Origin of the sequence: Vibrio sp. 10N.286.49.B3 (assembly GCF_002873395.1) — a bacterium.
Classification (GTDB): Bacteria; Pseudomonadota; Gammaproteobacteria; order Enterobacterales; family Vibrionaceae; genus Vibrio.
In genome coordinates this window covers 14,239-30,563 of record NZ_MCUV01000016.1, presented here as the reverse complement: position 1 = coordinate 30,563, position 16,325 = coordinate 14,239, and the positions used below count along the sequence as shown (strand labels likewise).

Sequence of the window (16,325 nt, the reverse complement as noted above, 5' to 3'; positions counted from 1 at the left end):
GTGTAATTATTACACTCGGATTTTTGCTATTATCATTATTACTTTTCATTTTGGTGACGTCTCTTATGCAGATAAACGAAGCGATTGCGCGTCGAATAGTCGAACGTGCAATGAAAATTATTTCTTATTCAATTAACGTGATGGATGCAAAAGGACGCATTATTGGCTCAGGTGATTCATCGCGTTTGTATGAAAAGCATGAAGGCGCTATTTTAGCCATTAATGAAAATCGTATTGTTGAAATAGGGCAATCAACGACCTCTTATTTAAAAGGTGTGAAGCCTGGTATCAATTTACCTATTGTTTATCAAGATCTTGTTATTGGTGTTGTTGGTATATCAGGGACTCCCGATACTGTTCGTCATTATGGTGAATTAGTCAAAATGACAGCTGAATTGATTGTTGAACAAGCGGCATTAATGGCTCAAGTACAATGGAATAAACGTCATCGAGAAGAGTTACTACTGCAACTTATCCAAGGTTCGACGTTAAATGAAGAGCAACTTAACTCTATTGCCGAGCGATTAGATCTCGATCTTTCTCAGCCTCGTATTGCAACGGTTGTAAAGGTAATTCCAGCCAAGGATACCGCTTTATCTTTAGAGCATTTACAGCAACTTGTGCATTTACTTGAATTTCCAGAGCGCGATAATTTAGTTGGAATTATTTCTGTATCACATAATGAAGTTGTCGTGCTTAAACCTATATCTTTAACCGCTTCTGGTTGGTCTCAAGAGATTGAGGATAAACGTATCAAGCAACTATTAAAGCGAATTAAGAAAGAAGGGAATTTTACGATAAAAATTGCTTTAGGTGATTACTTCCCTACTTTGAATGGGTTGGCCAAATCATACCAAACAGCAAAGTTAACGATGAAAGCGGCTCATAAAAAGCCCGGCTCAGTCTTTTTTTATCAAGACTATAAATTACCAGTATTACTCAATAGTGTGAAACAAGAGCAATGGCAATACGATCAATTACGAAAACCTTATACCTTACTTGAAGAACATGACCATAAAGGGGTATTGATAAAAACGCTGACTCAATATTTTGAACAAAATTGTGATGTCAGTCAAACTTGCCAATGTTTGCATATTCATAGAAATACTCTTCGTTATCGCATGGATAAGATAGAGTCATTAACTGGTTTGAAATTCAATAACTTAATGGATGTTACGCATCTTTACCTATCACTTTCTTTAATCTGATTTGCTTTGTTTTTTGGTCATGTGCACAAAAATGTAGGGCTTTTAAGTCTTATTATTTGTCACTTTAACTAAAGACTCTCTGACGTTCTCTCTCTAGTATTGCGGCATATCTCAACAATACATTCGGAATAGAACATGATTGAAGTATCTACATTAGGAGCCTTAGCTGCTCTGGTTATTGCTATCTCTCTGATCCTAAAAAAAGTCCCACCAGCTTATGGGATGATCATTGGTGCATTAGTCGGTGGTGTTATTGGTGGTGTATCGCTAACTGATACTGTTGGCTTAATGATCGGTGGTGCTCAAGGTATCGTTACCGCAGTTTTGCGCATTCTTGCCGCAGGTGTTCTCGCTGGTGTGTTGATTGAGTCAGGCGCGGCAACGTCGATTGCTGAAACGATTGTGAAAAAAGTAGGTGAGACGAGAGCATTACTTGCCTTAGCGCTTGCAACCATGATTTTAACTTCTGTAGGCGTGTTTGTTGATGTCGCAGTGATTACCGTATCACCAATCGCTTTAGCGATAGCTCGTCGCGCTGATCTTTCCAAAATGGCTATTTTATTAGCTATGGTTGGCGGAGGTAAAGCCGGTAATGTTATGTCACCAAATCCTAACGCTATTGCTGCAGCTGATGCTTTTAATGTCCCTCTAACATCAGTAATGGCTGCTGGTATTATCCCCGGTTTGTGCGGCATGATGCTCGCTTACTTTATTGCTAAACGTTTAGTTAATAAGGGCAGTAAAGTCGCTGAGCACGAAGTCGCAGCCGTTGATTACTCCAAATTACCAAGTTTTGGTGCTTCTATTATCGCACCGTTGATTGCGATTACCTTGCTTGCACTTCGCCCTATTGCTGGTATCAATGTTGACCCTCTTATTGCTTTGCCTCTTGGTGGTTTAGTGGGAGCGGTTGCTATGGGGCGCTTTGCTGATACCAATCATTTTGCTGTATCCGGTTTAAATCGTATGGCACCAGTTGCTGTTATGTTACTTGGTACCGGCACACTTGCTGGTATTATTGCGAACTCAGGTTTAAAAGATGGGTTAATTGATTTATTAACTACGTCAGGTCTTCCTTCTTATTTATTGGCTCCAATCTCGGGTGCCATGATGTCTCTTGCTACTGCTTCAACCACTGCTGGTGCAGCGGTTGCGTCGAATGTATTTAGCCACACCATTTTAGAGCTGGGTGTTCCAGGTTTAGCTGGCGCTGCAATGATTCACTCAGGAGCAACCGTTCTTGATCATATGCCACATGGTAGCTTTTTCCATGCGACAGGTGGTGCTGTTCATATGGATATTCGTCAACGCTTAAAACTGATTCCATACGAATCTGCTGTAGGTCTAATGATTGCCTTTGTATCGGTAATGATCTTTGGTGTGTTTGGTTTATTTGTTTAATTTTGTTTAAGGTTTAAAAATGAAAATTGTTATCGCTCCTGATTCATATAAAGAAAGCCTGACGGCAATGGAAGTCGCTATTGCGATTGAAAATGGTTTTAAGCAAGTAATACCCAATGCGGAATACATTAAATTACCAATGGCTGATGGTGGTGAAGGCACCGTACAATCTCTTGTTGATGCAACTGAGGGGTCGATTGTCAGTGCTGTAGTAACAGCACCACTTGGAAATCAGGTCGAAGGTTTCTATGGTGTCATGGGTAATGGTAAAACCGCTATTATTGAAATGGCAGCAGCATCAGGTCTTCACTTAGTTGCACCTGAATTGCGTAATCCTTTAAAGACGAGTACTTATGGTACTGGTGAGTTAATTAAAGCGGTTTTAGATAAAGGCGTTGAACATATTATTATCGGGATTGGTGGTAGTGCGACCAATGATGCTGGTTTAGGTATGGCACAAGCATTAGGCATTAAAATGCTTGATAGCAATGGTCAAGAGCTTGGCTTTGGTGGTGGTGAACTATCAAAATTAGTGAGCATCGATGTTTCAGGTATTGATCCACGTTTAGCTGCAACGAAGTTAGAAATTGCTTGTGATGTTGACAACCCGTTATGTGGTCCTCAGGGAGCTTCTGCTGTATTTGGACCACAAAAAGGTGCTACGCCAGAAATGGTGGCAGAATTAGATGCAAACTTGGCTCACTATGCTGATTTAATGAAAACGCTATTTGATTGTGATGTGAAAGATATGCCAGGGGCTGGTGCAGCTGGTGGCTTAGGTGCTGCCTTGGTCGGTTTACTTGGTGCAACACTACGTCCAGGCATTGATATTGTGATGGATGCTGTTAACTTGAGTGATATTGTTAAAGATGCAGACTTAGTTATTACTGGGGAAGGGCGTATTGATAGTCAAACTATTCATGGTAAAACGCCAGTCGGAGTTGCTCGTACAGCGAAGCGCTTTAATCTGCCGGTTGTTGGAATTGCTGGTTGTTTATCAATGGATTGTGATGTGGTACACCTCCATGGTATCGATGCTGTATTTAGTGTTGTACCGCGCTCTGTCGATTTACCAACCGCGTTGGCTGAAGCTGCGCAAAATGTTGAGTTAACGGCTCGTAATGTTGCAGCAATTTACAAGATGAAAAAATAGTTTGTAACCCACCCTAATGAAACCCCGGTAGCTTTATGCTCTCGGGGTTTTTTATATCCATTTATTTAGCTTTCACTTTCGTTAAGGTAGGGGGCGGAGGCAACAATCACTTTATCCATTTCATCTTGTAATTCAAATAATTCAGGCTCAACTTCTTCGATAGTTCCACCTGATCTCAATACTTGTTCGATAGTGGCACATAGTGATTTTAAACGCGGCACTCCACAGTAGGAACTGCTGCCGTGCAACTTATGAATGTGATGGATCAATTCATCGGGTGAGTAGTTACTCTCTTCTATTGCGGCTTCGACGACAACATCAATCTCAGGAATATACTCAACGAGCATCTGCAGCATATCACGCGCAAGATCCTCTTTATTGGCTGATTGCTTTAAAGCCGCCTGCCAATCAATAATCATATTGTTACGAGTACTATCGACGATTAACTCTGGTTCGATCGGTTCATAAGGAAGAATGTTCTCTAACTTCTCAAGTTGGTCCTTATTCGTATGTGGACTCCAGTGGCTTAAGATTTGCTGTAAAATATGCTCTTCTATCGGCTTAGTTAGATAGTCATCCATTCCGACTTGTAATAAACGTTCTCTTTCCCCTGCCATTGCGTGCGCTGTTACTGCGATGACTGGTGTTTGAGAGTTTAGCGCCGTTTTTTTAATATGCTGGCAGGTGGTCACGCCATCCATTTTCGGCATTTGAATATCCATAAAGATGATATCAAACTTCTGTTGCATCGCTTCTTGAACGGCATCTTCACCATTAGTACAAGTAATTACGTTTTGTACCCGCTCTTGTAAGAGGGCTTTAATGAGTTTTAGATTCGCTCGGTTATCATCAACCGCTAATACCGTTAATGGCGCGAGTCCATCGCTTGAAACACTCTCAATAGGTGCTTGTAGTACAACGGGAGATTGATTGGCAATCAACGTTTGCAGTAGTTTTTTACGTGATAATGGTTTAGTTAAACATTGTACATTATACCGCTTCATTAAATTATCGGCTAAAGCCAGCTCAGTACTTGGTGTACCGATAATGACATTAGGTGATATTTGTAGTGCTTGCTCAACCTGCTCACTGACAAGCGCTTCATCGTGCGGTTGAGTTGGAGATAGGTTAAGTAATACATAATCATATTGAGCATTATCGCTTGGTAACTCAGGGCGGTAGGTCATTGCAAGATCATATTGGGCTAAGGTTTGTTGCATGATAGATGCGACGATCATATTTGGCTCAACAAGCAACAACTGCTTATTCGCTAGCGTTTCAACTTCCAATAACTCGCTGATAGGCATATCGGTGGTGTTTAAGCGCAGGGTAAACCAGAAGGTCGATCCTTGGTGCAGACGGCTGGTTAAACTAATTTCACCCCCCATTTGACCAACTAATTTTTGCGTAATGACGAGCCCTAAACCTGTACCACCATAGCGACGTGAAATGCTCGCATCGGCTTGGCTAAAGGCTTGGAATAGTTGTGCTTGCTGACGCTCTGAGATACCAATCCCGGTATCGCGCACCATAAACTGAATTTCAACCGCTTCTGGGCTTTGTGAGCGTAATTCGACACTGATATCGATATTGCCACGCTCAGTAAATTTAATGGAGTTACCGACGAGGTTCGTTAATATTTGCTGAATACGTAATGGATCACCAATGACACCTGCAGGGATCTTTGAGTCTACTTTTAAAGTGATTTCTAGCCCTTTTTCATGCGCACTGGTTGCCTGTAGATTAACCACCTCTTCTAGGCTTTCTTGGAACTCAAATGGGATATTCTCGAGAGCTAATTTACCCGCTTCTAGCTTTGAGAAGTCCAAAATATCATTGATAATATTAAGTAAATTATTAGCTGAGCGCTCAATGGTTTGCAGGTAATCAATTTGGCTATTTGTCAGGTGAGTTTTTAGCATTTGACGAGTGAAGCCGATCACCCCATTAAGTGGTGTACGCAGTTCATGAGACATATTAGCTAAGAATTCAGATTTTACACGTGCCGCTTCTTGAGCTCGTTTTTTCGCAATATCGAGCTCTACGTTTTGAATCTCTAACTGTTCTAGTGTTTCACGTAAATCAGATGTGGCCTGATCAATACTGTGCTGCATTTCGACGTGGTACTCAGAGAGCGAGATCGCCATTGAGTTAATACCATTTTTTAAATCATCCAATTCACCATGCATGTTGCCTTCAATACGTACATCTAAGTGACCTCGACGAATGCGATCAACCATATTTTTCATATGAGTGATAGGTTGGGTAACATCATGCATTAAACGAAAAGCGAAAACGCCAGCCAGTCCGAGACCAAAGATGAGTACAATAAAGGCTGATAGCACCTCTTGATACTGTTGGAGTCGCAGCGATGAAAGATCAAGCTCCATCGCAATATAGCCGAGCGCCTGACTTTTTAATCCTGGACCACTCGGAGCATTAACAAATTGACCTTCACTCCAGATAGGTGCTCTAAGAATTAATGTATCATCCAACAGTTGAGCTGAACTTGAGCTTGGTATTGGTTGATCTTCAGCAAAAGTCAGTTGCTCAAAGTTGGGGTGAAAGTTGGACGTTACGAATAACTCATGATTGTTATCGAAGACAGCAATACTACGGACAAACTTGGAATTTTTCCGATGAGCATAACTGATCAATTTACGCACAGCTTCACGGCTTTGAGAGAGCATGCTTACTTCGCTAACGATCGCAATCGGCTCTATAATACTCATTCCAGAATGGATCACTTGGTGTTCTAAATCTTGATAGCGGTTATAGGAAAAGAAAGCACTTAAAAGAAGACCTATAATTAAGGTCGGAGCTAAGGTTAAGGTAATAACGCGGGCGCGTAAGCCATATCTGGTCATTTTTCTCTAATTACATTGGGGGCTGGATATGGGAAAATGAACTTTCACATTAAGCAGTTCAATCGAAACATAAGTTAGCTTAATCAAGTCGGCGCTATTCGACAATGCCTCCAAGCAAGAATAGTGACACTTGGAAGAAAATAACTTATTCATTATAGATTATATTAGGCAAATAAGATGGCACGTTTTTTTCAACCCAAAAAGAAAACTCAATTTGAGACCAAACACCAATCGGTTCTGGTTGAAAGGATGGATCACCAAGGCGCAGGGATTGCTTATCTGAATAAAAAGCCGACCTTTATTGATGGTGCTTTGCCAGGTGAGCAGGTCGTCATGCAGCTAACGGAAACGAAAAGCAAATATGCACGTGGTCAGTTAATTAAAATACTACAAGCAAGTGAAGATCGTTTGCAGCCATTATGCCCTGTGTTTGACGAGTGTGGTGGTTGTCACCTTCAGCACCTTGCATACCCTGCTCAAGTTGCACATAAATCCCAATCGCTTACACAGGCAATGAGTAAAATTATCGCGGGTGATGAAGTTGTTCAACCGGCAATACTGGGTGATGATCAAGGTTACCGTCGTCGTACACGCATCAGTTTGTTTTTTGACCGCAAGACTCAAAAGCTTAAATTTGGCTTTCGTAAAAAGCAGAGCAAAGCCATTGTCGACATTAGTGAATGTGCGGTATTAGCACAGCCATTACAAGCGATGCTGCCAGCATTAAAAGCGTGCTTAACTAACTTCTCTTCTCCAAGTGATTTAGGTCATTTAGAGTTGGTGCTTGGTGATCAAGGTCCTGTTATCGTATTGCGCCATTTACGATCTTTAGCAGCGAAAGATCAACAGGCACTGCTGGCATTGGCACAAGAAAACCAAGCTTCGCTCTATCTAATGCCAGAAAGTGATCAGCTAGAACTTATTCATGGTGAAGAAGCAAGTTACAGTGAAGCTGGGGTGACCATTCCTTTTTCACCAAGCAACTTTATTCAAGTAAACCAAGCGGTGAATAAAAAAATGGTTGCTCAGGCGATTGAGTGGTTGAATCCGCAATCTGATCAGCGTGTATTGGATCTTTTTTGTGGCTTAGGTAACTTTAGCCTGCCGTTAGCTAAATTAGCTAAGCAAGTCGTCGGCATTGAAGGTGTGGAGGCGATGGTCTGTAAGGCAAAACAGAATGCACAACTGAACCATTTTGATAACGTAGAGTTTTATCAAGCGAACCTTGAAGAAGCTCTGTCTGATCATGCTTGGGCTGATGAGAAGTTTGATAAAGTATTGCTGGATCCTGCGCGCGCAGGTGCTAGTGGAATTGTCGAGCAGTTAGCGAGCTTAGGCGCTAAAAGCGTTGTGTACGTTTCGTGTAACCCTGCGACATTAGCACGTGACAGTTTGAGTCTATTAGAGCAAGGCTATCAGCTGAAAAAATTAGGAATGTTGGATATGTTCCCACATACCAGTCACCTAGAGGCGATGGCATTATTTGAGAAAAAAGGTCAATAGTGTAGCTAGCGTCACTAAAAGCAAAACAGAATCGTTATAAGAAGCAAAGCTGAACTTTTCAGCCTATATTCGGTCAGACGATCACGTTATGATAAGGCATAGTATAAGACGAATCAGGAAGTGATGAGTCACTAAGACAGTAATCAACACTAGGATGAAGAGATGGTTGCGGTAAGAAGCGCACATTTATACCCAAACGAACAGTTTGAGCTAGAGCATTGGATTGCCACATTAGATCTTGATAAAAAGACCGCGAATAAACTGACGAAAGTTTATCGAGAGTGTGAAACGCTATTGGATGGTGAGGAATTAGCGACGCTATTTTTATGGCGTGGTCGTGAAATGATCGAGATATTGATTACCTTATCAATGGATCGAGCGACTCTTATTGCAGCACTACTCTTTCCTATTGTCTCTAGTGGCTTGTTTGATCGAGCTTCTTTAGCGGAAAGCTATGGTAAAGAAGTGATGAAGTTGATTGATGGCGTTGAAGAAATGGCCGCCATTGGTCAACTCAATGTCACGGTGGAAGGTTCAGAGGCTTCAGGACAAGTTGATAATGTCAGACGCATGCTCTTGGCCATGGTTGATGACTTCCGCTGCGTCGTGATTAAACTGGCTGAACGTATTTGTAATCTTATCGAAGTAAAAAAAGCCCCAGATGAAGTGCGTAGAGCGGCAGCGAAAGAGTGTGCCAATATTTATGCGCCTTTAGCTAACCGTCTTGGTATTGGTCAACTCAAGTGGGAAATTGAGGATTACGCCTTTCGTTATCAACAGTCCACGACATATAAGCAAATCGCCAAGCAACTGTCGGAGCGACGTATCGTTCGCGAGCAGTATATTGATGACTTTGTAACGGATTTATCGCAAGAAATGCAGGTGTCAAATATCAATGCAGAGGTGAGTGGGCGACCTAAGCATATCTATAGTATTTGGCGAAAAATGCAAAAGAAAAACCTAGATTTTGATGAACTGTTTGACGTACGAGCCGTCAGAATTATTGCCGATCAACTGCAAGATTGTTATGCGGCTTTAGGGGTTGTACACACCAAATATAAACACCTACCGAGTGAATTTGATGATTATGTAGCGAATCCCAAACCTAACGGTTATCAATCGATTCATACTGTTGTCCTAGGCCCTGAAGGGAAAACGATAGAGATCCAGATCCGCACCAAGCAGATGCATGAAGATTCAGAGTTAGGGGTTGCTGCACACTGGAAGTATAAAGAAGGGGCATCGAATGCTCGCAGCGGCTATGACGAAAAAATCACTTGGTTAAGAAAACTGATTGATTGGCAAGAAGAAATGTCAGACTCAGGCGAAATGCTTGATGAGTTACGTAGCCAAGTGTTTGATGACCGTGTTTATGCCTTTACTCCGCGAGGTGATGTGGTCGATCTTCCTATGGGGGCAACACCGCTTGATTTTGCTTACCATATCCACTCTGAAGTCGGTCATCGCTGTATCGGAACAAAAGTAGCGGGTCGAATCGTTCCTTTTACTCATAAGCTTGCTATGGGTGACCAAGTTGAAATCATTACTCAAAAAGAGCCGAATCCTTCTCGAGATTGGTTAAATCCATCGTTAGGTTTTGTTCACTCCGGTCGAGCAAGAGCGAAGATTAATGCTTGGTTTAGAAAGTTAGGTCGAGATAAGAACTTAGAAGCTGGGCGTGAAATATTAGAGAATGAATTAGCTAAAATTGGCGCAAGTTTAAAAGATGCTCAAACGTATGCCCTGAAACGCTTTAATGTCAACACTGCCGATGAACTCTATACCGGTATCGGTAGTGGTGATCTTAGAATTAATCAGGTGGTTAACCATATCAATGCGTTGGTTAATAAACCAACCGCTGAAGAAGAAGATCAAAAAGCATTAGAAAAGCTGCAAGAGTCGGAAAGTAAGCCTGCGCAATCAAGCCGCCCGCAAAAAGATGCTGTTGTGGTCGAGGGGGTTGATAATTTAATGACCCACCTTGCACGTTGTTGCCAGCCGATCCCAGGTGATATTATCAAAGGTTATATCACTCAAGGGCGAGGTATTTCAGTGCATCGTGCAGATTGTGAGCAACTTGATGAGTTAAGCCATCACGCACCGGAACGTATTATTGATACAGTTTGGGGGAGCGGTTTTATCGGCTCTTACATTCTAACGTTGCGTGTTGAAGCTCTAGAGCGCAGTGGTCTATTGAAAGATATTACTTCATTGTTTGCGAATGAAAAAGTCAAAGTGACGACAATGAAAAGTCGTACTGATTATAAGCGACAAATGGCAGTGATGGACTTTGATTTAGAGCTAACCAATGTTGAAATTCTGTCACGTGTTTCCATGCGACTTGAGCAAATCAAAGACGTGATATCAGTGAAGCGATTAGGGTAATAAAAGGCAAAAACATGTCAAAATCAATCGAGTCGCTATTAGGCATTATGGAAAAATTGCGCGACCCTGAGCAAGGTTGCCCTTGGGATAAACAGCAAACCTTTTCTTCTATTGTTCCTTATACAATAGAGGAGACCTATGAAGTGGTTGATGCTATCCATCAGCAAGACTGGCCGAATTTAAAAGAAGAATTAGGCGACTTGTTGTACCAAGTTATTTTTTATAGCCAGTTAGCAAAAGAGCAATCATTATTTGATTTTGACCAAGTGGTTGAAGGCATTAATGAAAAGCTAATTCGTCGACATCCTTATGTTTTTTCTATGATTAAGTTTGAAAATGAAGAGCAAGTAGCAGAAAATTGGGAAGCAACGAAAGCACAAGAAAAAGCTCAGCAAGGAACGGTTGATCACAGCATTCTTGATTCTGTTCCTAATGCATTGCCAGCATTATCTCGTGCCATGAAGATTCAAAAGAAATGCTCTCAATATGGCTTTGATTGGGACACATTAGCGCCAGTTGCTGATAAAGTATTAGAGGAAGTTGACGAAGTTTTGGAGGAAGCAGTCCAAGCTTCTCCAGATAAAGAGAAGGTCGAGGAGGAACTGGGTGATTTATTATTTGCCACGGTAAACTTTGCTCGCCACTTAGGTCACAACCCTGAAGTCGCTTTAGCAAAAGCCAATTTAAAGTTTGAACGACGCTTTCGTGGTATTGAAAATATTGTCGCGAAACAAGGCAAAACATTAGGTGATTTTACCCTTAATGAGTTGGATGCTTTATGGGAACAGGTAAAATTGAGCGAAAAAAAGTAAAAAAGTGATCACCGTCAATAAGTGTTTCAACAGATAATATAATCTTGTGAAACTGTTGGTTTACAGTCGCTTTTGTTTCTAATGTAGATTCACGGCAAAAAATTAAATACCGACTGTGATAAGTTTCACGTTGTGGCGAGAAAGGGCTTCTGGTATATTTTTACCCCGTCCAGAAGTAGTCCATTTCCCTCATTCAACCAATTTCAGGTTAAACATGACGACAAATTACATTTTTGTTACTGGCGGGGTTGTTTCCTCTCTAGGTAAAGGTATTGCAGCAGCTTCATTGGCTGCTATTTTAGAAGCTCGTGGTCTTAAAGTGACTATGATGAAGCTTGACCCTTACATCAACGTTGATCCAGGCACAATGAGCCCTACTCAACATGGTGAAGTGTTTGTTACGGAAGATGGCGCTGAAACTGACCTTGATTTAGGTCACTATGAGCGTTTTATTCGCACTAAGATGACTAAGCGCAATAACTTCACAGCTGGTCGTGTTTATGCAGACGTTCTACGTAAAGAGCGTCGCGGTGACTACCTTGGTGCAACCATTCAGGTTATCCCTCATATTACTAACGCAATTAAAGAGCGTGTTATTTCTGGTGCTGAAGGCCATGATATCGCGATCGTTGAAGTTGGTGGTACAGTAGGTGATATCGAATCTTTGCCATTTATGGAAGCGATTCGTCAATTAGCTGTTGAGCTAGGCCGTGAGCGTGCAATGTTTATGCACTTGACTCTAGTTCCTTACCTTGCCGCGGCAGGTGAAGTGAAAACTAAGCCAACACAACACTCAGTGAAAGAATTACTTTCTATCGGTATTCAACCTGATATTCTGGTTTGCCGTTCAGATCGTGTTATTCCAGCAAATGAACGTAAGAAAATTGCTCTTTTCTGTAACGTACAAGAAAAAGCAGTTATCTCAATGAAAGATGTAGACTCGATCTACAAAATCCCACAGCTAATTAAAGCTCAAGGTACTGATGATCTTGTGTGTCAACGTTTTGGTATTGACGCACCTGAAGCTGATCTGTCAGAGTGGGAGCAAGTTATTTATGAAGAAGCGAATCCAACGAGCGATGTTACTATCGGTATGGTTGGTAAGTATATTGAACTACCGGATGCGTACAAATCGGTAAACGAAGCTCTAAAGCATGCTGGCTTAAAGAACCGTTTAAATGTAACGATTAAGTACGTTGATTCACAAGATGTGGAATCAAAAGGTTTTGAAGTACTTGAAGGTCTTGACGCAATTCTGGTTCCTGGTGGCTTTGGCGACCGTGGTATCGAAGGTAAGATCCTTGCTGCTCAATTTGCTCGTGAGAACAAAGTACCTTACTTAGGTATTTGTCTTGGTATGCAAGTTGCGCTAATCGAATACGCTCGTAATGTCGCTGGTATGAAAGGCGCACATTCTTCAGAATTTAGCAAAGACACTAAATACCCAGTTATCGGCCTAATTACAGAATGGGTTGATCAAGAAGGTAAAGTAGAAGCTCGTACGGAAACGTCTGATCTTGGTGGAACAATGCGCCTTGGTTCTCAGCTATGTCACCTAGAAAAAGGGACAAAAGCTTATGAACTTTACGGTAGTGCAACGATCCATGAACGTCACCGTCACCGTTACGAAGTGAACAACAACCTTCGTCCGCAAATTGAAAAAGCGGGTCTGAAAATTTCGGGCTTATCAGCGGACAAGAAACTGGTTGAAGTAATTGAGAACCCAGAACACCCATGGTTTGTGGCTGCTCAATTCCACCCAGAATTCACATCAACACCTCGTGATGGACACCCATTATTTGCAGGTTTTGTTAAAGCAGCTGGAGACTTTCAGCGCGGTGAGTTAAAGAAGTAAATTAAGAATACAGGTAGTAGCATAACGTTATGTTGCTACCTTTTTATTTTAATATTTATTATATATTCAACGAGAAGGAAATATTCAATGTCTAAAATCGTTAAAGTTCTAGGTCGTGAAATCATTGATTCACGTGGTAACCCAACTGTAGAAGCTGAAGTTCACCTAGAAGGCGGTTTCGTAGGTATGGCTGCTGCACCATCTGGCGCATCTACTGGTTCTCGCGAAGCTCTTGAGCTACGTGACGGCGACAAAGCACGTTTCCTAGGTAAAGGTGTTCTTAAAGCAGTTGAAGCTGTAAACGGCGCGATTGCTGAAGCTCTTGTAGGTCAAGACGCTAAAGCTCAAGCTGACGTTGACCAAGTAATGCTTGATCTAGACGGAACTGAGAACAAATCTAAGTTCGGTGCTAACGCAATCCTAGCTGTTTCTCTAGCGAACGCTAAAGCTGCTGCTGCTGCTAAAGGCATGCCTTTATACGAGCACATTGCTGAACTAAACGGTACTGCTGGTCAGTTCTCTATGCCTCTACCAATGATGAACATCATCAACGGTGGTGAGCACGCTGATAACAACGTTGATATCCAAGAGTTCATGATCCAACCTGTTGGCGCTAAAACTCTTAAAGAAGCTCTACGTGTAGGTGCTGAAGTATTCCACAACCTTGCTAAAGTACTTAAAGCTAAAGGCCTAAGCACTGCAGTTGGTGATGAAGGTGGTTTCGCTCCTAACCTAGAATCTAACGCTGCTGCTCTAGCTGCAATCAAAGAAGCTGTAGAAGCTGCTGGTTACGAGCTAGGTAAAGACGTTACTCTAGCTATGGACTGTGCTGCATCTGAGTTTTACGACAAAGAAGCTGGCAACTACAACATGAAAGGCGAAGGCAAAATCTTCACTTCTGAAGAATTTAACTTCTACCTACAAGACCTTGCTAACCAATACCCAATCGTATCTATCGAAGACGGTCTTGACGAGTCAGATTGGGATGGCTTCAAGCACCAAACTGAACTTATGGGCGACAAGCTTCAACTAGTTGGTGACGATCTATTCGTTACAAACACTAAGATTCTTGCTGAAGGTATCGAGAAAGGCGTAGCTAACTCTATCCTTATCAAGTTCAACCAAATCGGTTCTCTAACAGAGACTCTAGCTGCAATCAAGATGGCTAAAGATGCTGGTTACACAGCTGTAATCTCTCACCGTTCTGGCGAAACTGAAGATGCAACTATCGCTGATCTAGCGGTAGGTACAGCTGCAGGTCAAATCAAAACTGGTTCTATGAGCCGTTCTGACCGTGTTGCTAAGTACAACCAACTAATCCGTATCGAAGAAGCTCTAGGTTCTAAAGCTCCTTACAACGGTCTTAAAGAAGTAAAAGGTCAAGCTTAATTCTTTTGAATTAACTTACGCTTTTTAGCTTTTAAAACGCCCCATTTATGGGGCGTTTTTGTTTTTATGCACAAGAGGTTTTGTTGACTAACGTTTATAGTAATCGCAGTAAGCCAGTTATCGAGTGTTTTAATAAGCGAGTACAACTGGGCTATTTACTACGATTGGTATTATTGTGTAGAGTTTTTATTTTTACTCTTTATCCTGCGCCTAGTTACTCATAGTGAGTTATGCTATATATGAGTAACGATTTATCCTCTCTTTTATTAACGATACGAAAAGAAGCTATGCGATTATTTTCCTTGGTCTTATTACTCTTATTAGGTTGGCTACAATACACCTTGTGGTTAGGTAAAAATGGTATCGCTGATTACACTCAAGTTCACAATGATATTGATCTTCAACAGCAGGTGAATACACAACTGCAAGAGCGTAATAGTGAGATGTTTGCAGAAATTGATGATTTGAGACAAGGCTTGGATGCGATAGAAGAAAGAGCAAGACATGAGCTTGGCATGGTTAAACAAGATGAAACGTTTTATCGTTTGATCGATGAGGAGTCGTTGTAGTGGAAGATATGATAGTAGCCATCGTCCCTGCGGCAGGTGTAGGCAGTCGAATGCAAGCCGACAAGCCCAAGCAGTACTTAGTTTTGCATGGCAAGACAATTTTAGAGCATACAGTAGAAAAACTTCTTCAACATACAAAAATTCAAAAGGTTATAGTAGCGATAAGCGATGCAGATCCTTACTATAGTCAATTATCTTTATCCTCTAATCCGAATGTTATTCGTGTTTCTGGCGGAAAAGAGCGTGCTGACTCCGTTTTATCCGGTCTCAATTATTTGCAAGCTAACCCTTCAGCTGCTTGGGCTTTAGTGCACGATGCTGCGCGTCCGTGTGTGACGTTAAATGATATTGATAATTTAATTTCCGTTGCTCTGCAGCATAGCGTCGGTGCGATTCTAGCAACTCCGGTACGTGATACGATGAAGCGCAGTAATCAACAGCAGGCTATCGTACATACCGTTGAGCGAGAGCAATTATGGCATGCCTTAACGCCGCAAATGTTCAGAGTCAATGCGCTGAGAGATGTGCTTTCTCAAGCCTTAGAGCAGCAGGTTACGATTACCGATGAAGCTTCGGCATTTGAGTGGTTAGGGCAATCACCAGCACTGGTAAAAGGTCGAGCGGATAATATCAAAATTACTCAACCAGAAGATTTAGCGCTGGTGGAGTTTTACTTAGGTCAAAATAAGGAAAGGTAATGATTCGTATAGGTCATGGCTTTGATGTACATAAATTTGGTGGTAATGGTCCTGTTATTATCGGTGGTGTTGCAATACCTTATGAACAGGGGCTAATTGCTCATTCCGATGGTGACGTCGCGCTGCATGCTTTATGTGATGCTTTACTTGGCTCCATTGCAGCTGGCGATATCGGTCGTCATTTTCCTGATACTGATGATGAGTGGAAAGGAGCAAATAGTCGCGACCTACTTAAAGATGTTTACCGAAGAGTCAAGGAGCAGGGTTATGTACTTGGTAATGCTGATATTACCATTATGGCTCAAGCTCCTAAAATGGCACCTCACATTGAAGCGATGTGCCAAGCTATTGCGCAAGATTTAGACACGGAATTACACAATGTAAATGTCAAAGCAACGACGACTGAGCGACTTGGTTTTACTGGGCGCAAAGAAGGCATAGCTTGTGAAGCTGTTGTCGTTATTAAAAAAGCTTAACTAATTAGA

General features: G+C 41.8%; 12 protein-coding genes. 11 read left to right on the top strand and 1 reads right to left on the bottom strand.

Translation table 11 applies throughout. The features are described 5' to 3' along the window. The first annotated feature begins 65 nt into the window (after window positions 1-65). The 3 genes from BCU68_RS07910 (at window position 66) to BCU68_RS07900 (ending at window position 3,762) form a co-directional block, all read left to right on the top strand. Window positions 66-1,208, top strand: coding sequence for a sugar diacid recognition domain-containing protein (locus BCU68_RS07910; RefSeq protein ID WP_102564244.1), 1,143 nt, complete (start codon window positions 66-68; stop codon window positions 1,206-1,208). Window positions 1,209-1,343: 135 nt separating this feature from the next. Next, window positions 1,344-2,609, top strand: a complete 1,266-nt coding sequence (locus BCU68_RS07905) for a GntP family permease (RefSeq protein WP_102564243.1) — start codon at window positions 1,344-1,346, stop codon at window positions 2,607-2,609. A gap of 19 nt (window positions 2,610-2,628) precedes the next feature. Then, window positions 2,629-3,762, top strand: a complete 1,134-nt coding sequence (locus BCU68_RS07900) for a glycerate kinase (RefSeq protein ID WP_102564242.1) — start codon at window positions 2,629-2,631, stop codon at window positions 3,760-3,762. A gap of 65 nt (window positions 3,763-3,827) precedes the next feature. Here the strand turns inward: BCU68_RS07900 and barA are convergent, their stop codons facing one another. Beyond that, a complete protein-coding gene (gene barA, locus BCU68_RS07895) occupies window positions 3,828-6,629 on the bottom strand; it encodes a two-component sensor histidine kinase BarA (RefSeq protein WP_102564241.1) in 2,802 nt (933 codons plus the stop codon). A 177-nt stretch (window positions 6,630-6,806) separates the two neighbouring features. Between barA and rlmD the strand changes: the two genes are divergently transcribed. The 8 genes from rlmD to ispF all read left to right on the top strand — a co-directional run bounded on the left by rlmD (window position 6,807) and on the right by ispF (window position 16,316). Then, window positions 6,807-8,132 (top strand): 23S rRNA (uracil(1939)-C(5))-methyltransferase RlmD, encoded by a 1,326-nt coding sequence (gene rlmD / locus BCU68_RS07890; RefSeq protein ID WP_102564240.1) that lies wholly within the window; start codon window positions 6,807-6,809, stop codon window positions 8,130-8,132. A 162-nt stretch (window positions 8,133-8,294) separates the two neighbouring features. Further along, on the top strand, window positions 8,295-10,517 hold the full coding sequence (gene relA / locus BCU68_RS07885) for a GTP diphosphokinase (protein WP_102564239.1): 2,223 nt from the start codon (window positions 8,295-8,297) through the stop codon (window positions 10,515-10,517). A gap of 14 nt (window positions 10,518-10,531) precedes the next feature. Beyond that, window positions 10,532-11,329, top strand: coding sequence for a nucleoside triphosphate pyrophosphohydrolase (mazG, locus tag BCU68_RS07880; RefSeq protein ID WP_102564238.1), 798 nt, complete (start codon window positions 10,532-10,534; stop codon window positions 11,327-11,329). 214 nt (window positions 11,330-11,543) lie between these two features. Next, complete coding sequence (locus BCU68_RS07875) at window positions 11,544-13,184, top strand: CTP synthase (protein WP_102564237.1); 1,641 nt, start codon at window positions 11,544-11,546, stop codon at window positions 13,182-13,184. An 87-nt stretch (window positions 13,185-13,271) separates the two neighbouring features. Next, the gene (eno, locus tag BCU68_RS07870) at window positions 13,272-14,573 is read left to right on the top strand and encodes a phosphopyruvate hydratase (RefSeq protein WP_102564236.1); all 1,302 of its coding nucleotides are present in this window, start codon (window positions 13,272-13,274) and stop codon (window positions 14,571-14,573) included. A gap of 287 nt (window positions 14,574-14,860) precedes the next feature. Continuing rightward, complete coding sequence (ftsB, locus tag BCU68_RS07865) at window positions 14,861-15,142, top strand: cell division protein FtsB (RefSeq protein ID WP_102564276.1); 282 nt, start codon at window positions 14,861-14,863, stop codon at window positions 15,140-15,142. Between the two features lie 8 nt (window positions 15,143-15,150). Beyond that, window positions 15,151-15,840, top strand: coding sequence for a 2-C-methyl-D-erythritol 4-phosphate cytidylyltransferase (gene ispD / locus BCU68_RS07860; protein ID WP_102564275.1), 690 nt, complete (start codon window positions 15,151-15,153; stop codon window positions 15,838-15,840). Continuing rightward, window positions 15,840-16,316, top strand: a complete 477-nt coding sequence (gene ispF / locus BCU68_RS07855) for a 2-C-methyl-D-erythritol 2,4-cyclodiphosphate synthase (RefSeq protein WP_102564235.1) — start codon at window positions 15,840-15,842, stop codon at window positions 16,314-16,316. The genes ispD and ispF overlap by 1 nt, the downstream gene beginning before the upstream one ends. Window positions 16,317-16,325: the final 9 nt, after the last annotated feature.